The following is a 2,714-nucleotide window of genomic DNA, read 5'->3' on the forward strand; positions in this document are numbered from 1 at the left end:
GTCGACGGGCGAGGCCGCCGAGGAGGTGGGGAGCGGGGGTGGCGGTTCAGGCGCCCCGCACGCCGCCAACGCCAGGACGAGGGCGGTGGCCGCCGCTCCCCCGCGTGCGAGTCCGATCACGGTCAGCCATCGTAGTGCGCCAGTTCAGGGGGCAGGGGCCGTGACACGGCGTCCGCTGTGGACCTGCTGTCGCCGGTGTGCCAGAACAGGTACGTCCCCCCCTCGTCGGAGTCGGCCTCGGCGAGGAGGCGGGCGAACGCCTTCGCCCCGTAGCACTCGTCGACCTCCACGCCGGCCGCCTCGCGCAACAGGCGGGCGGCGCGTGGTGCCCGCGCACCGGGCACTCCGTAGGGCGCGTCGGAGTACCCGTCGACGTGCCGGAGGTGGTGGGAGCGCACCTGGTTCCGCGGGACACCGAAGGCGGCGGCGACCTCCCGGGCCCGCTCCAGCGGCCCCGGGCCGGTGACCGAGGCGTCCCCCACGACGTCCACGGCCGTGACCTGGAAGGACACCCCGGTGCTGGCCAGTCCGGCGGCGATGCCCGCCGCGGTGAGGGTGGACGCGGCCGGCAGGTACACCCGCAGCGGTTCGGGCAACCCCAGTTCGCGCGCCTGGTCGCCGAGTTCCCGGCCGGCCAGGGCGTGGGCTCGCCCGGCCACCGGGGCCGCTCCCCCGAAGGGGATGACGAAGGGCCGCGCGCCGCTCGCGCGGAGCTCCTCGACGGCCTCGCGGTGCCGCTGCCGGTCCGGGTGCACCGACACGCCCGGTGGCACCGGTTCCAGTCGTGCCCCGGCGCCCAGGGCCAGCCGGAGGTTCCGGGACACGAGCGGGCCGGGTTCCTGGGGCAGCACCAGCGCGGTGACCGGCAGCCCGAGAGCGGCGGCGTGCAGGGCCGTCGCGGCGACGTGGTTGGAGCCGGCGGTGCCCGCCGTGAGCACCGCCGTGGCTCCCTCGGCCAGCGCGGCGCCCAGGACGAACTCCAACGCCCTGGTCTTGCAGCCACCGAAGACCGGTGAGTTCTCGTCGTCCCGCTTGAGGTGGATCGGCCGGCGGGCCACCCCGGTGATCCGCTGGACCCGGGTGGGGGCGGTGATCAACGGGACACGTGGCGGGCCGGTGGGCTCGGTCAAGCCGGGTCTCCCGTTCCGGCGGTGCCGGCGAGCGCGTCGCGGAGGCCCCGTGGCCGCATGTCCGTCCAGTTCTCGTCGATCCATGCAAGGCAGTCCCGCTTCGGACCCCGCTGGCCCACGGCGCGCCACCCGGCCGGTACCTCCCGTCCGACCGGCCACACCGAATACTGTTCCTCGTCGTTGACGACGACGTCGAACTCGGCGGTGTCCTCGTTCTCTCCCAGCACGCCATTACCTCCGCGCAGACATTTTTTCCGGCATCCTAACGACGCGTCTTTTTGTTTCGTTATCGTTGCCAGAATCGTTTTCCGGTGGATACCCTGCCGGCCGTGGTTATTTCCCGGGCAGCAGAGCGGTTCGGATTTCCGCGCCTGCGGGGGCTGGGCAGGCTGGCGGGATCGGCGGGGGTGGAAAGCCTGGGCAGCGGCATGTTCCTGCCCTTCACCATTCCGTACTTCCTCGCCGTCACCGACCTCGGACTGGTCGCGATCGGTACGGCGTTGTCGATCGCCGCGCTCGCCGGGGTTCCGGCTGGGGTGTTGAGCGGTCCGCTGGTGGACCGGTTCGGGGCGCCGGCCGTGATCGTGGGCTGCAACCTGCTGCGCTGCCTCGGTTTCGTGTCCTACCTGTGGGTGGAGACGCCGTGGCAGCTCGTGTTGGCGGCCGCGTTGATCTACTGGGCCGACGGCGCCTGGTTGCCCGCCCAGGGGACGCTGGTGGTGTCGCTGGTGGGGGTCGAGCAGCAGCCGAGGTGGTTCGGGCTGATCCGTTCGGCCCGGAACGCCTCGCTGGGGGTGGGGGCGATGATCGCCGCGGCGGTCGTCGGGTTCGGCGACATCGGGTACCACGCGCTGGCGGTGACCAACGCCGCCATCTACCTGTTCGTGGCCGCGCTGATCGGGACCTGGCCGAAGGCGCACGCCATGGCGGGCCGGCGGGCGGCGGTGGCACGACCCCGGGCCAGCGGCGGGTACCTGCGGGTGCTGCGGGACCGCCCGTTCACGCTGTTGGTGGTGGCCAACGCGTTCTTCGTGGTCGCCGTGTACGCGATCATCCTGCTGGTGCCCGCCTTCGTGGGCGTGACGATGCCGGCGCACGCATGGCTGCCGGGGGCGTTGTACACCGTGAACACGGTGCTGGTGGTCGTGGCGCAGCCGCCGGTGGTCCGGTGGACCGAGAAGCGGGCCGAGACGGGTGTGCTCCGGTTGGCCTCGGTGCTGTGGGCGGTGTCCTTCCTCGTGCTCGGGGTGTCGGCCCTGCTGCCGCCACCGGCGGCCCTGGGCATGCTGTTCCTCGGGATCGTGGTGTTCACCTCCGCCGAGCTGCTCTTCGCGCCGACCAGCTCCGCGTTCGCGGCGCGCCTGGCGCCGGAGGAGATGCGGGGCCGCTACCTCGGGGTGCACCAGATGTCCTGGGGGGTGGCGATGGTGGTGGCCCCGGTGCTGTTCACCAGCCTGCTGGCGCAGGGGCCGGTGTGGCCCTGGCCGGTGCTCGTCGCGTGCTGCGCGGTGGCGTGGCTGGCGGTGGGCGGGGCCCGCGCCGGCGGAACCCGCCGGGAGCCGGCGGCGGCGTGAGCGGGCACCG

General features: G+C 73.4%; 3 protein-coding genes. 1 reads left to right on the forward strand and 2 read right to left on the reverse strand.

The window, feature by feature from the left end:
* Nucleotides 1–122 precede the first annotated feature (122 nt).
* Both ACTIDRAF_RS0213070 and ACTIDRAF_RS0213075 read right to left on the reverse strand, forming a co-directional pair.
* Complete coding sequence (locus tag ACTIDRAF_RS0213070; protein ID WP_245533530.1) at nt 123–1,130, reverse strand: 1-aminocyclopropane-1-carboxylate deaminase/D-cysteine desulfhydrase; 1,008 nt, start codon at nt 1,128–1,130, stop codon at nt 123–125.
* The gene (locus tag ACTIDRAF_RS0213075) at nt 1,127–1,357 is read right to left on the reverse strand and encodes an MbtH family protein (protein WP_016699185.1); all 231 of its coding nucleotides are present in this window, start codon (nt 1,355–1,357) and stop codon (nt 1,127–1,129) included. The genes ACTIDRAF_RS0213070 and ACTIDRAF_RS0213075 overlap by 4 nt, the downstream gene beginning before the upstream one ends.
* 102 nt (nt 1,358–1,459) lie before the next feature.
* Between ACTIDRAF_RS0213075 and ACTIDRAF_RS0213080 the strand changes: the two genes are divergently transcribed.
* Nucleotides 1,460–2,704: an MFS transporter gene (locus tag ACTIDRAF_RS0213080; RefSeq protein WP_026066054.1), complete on the forward strand. Its 1,245-nt coding sequence runs from the start codon at nt 1,460–1,462 to the stop codon at nt 2,702–2,704.
* Nucleotides 2,705–2,714 lie beyond the last annotated feature (10 nt).

It is taken from the genome of Actinoalloteichus spitiensis RMV-1378, from assembly GCF_000239155.1.
Lineage (GTDB): Bacteria > Actinomycetota > Actinomycetes > Mycobacteriales > Pseudonocardiaceae > Actinoalloteichus_B > Actinoalloteichus_B spitiensis.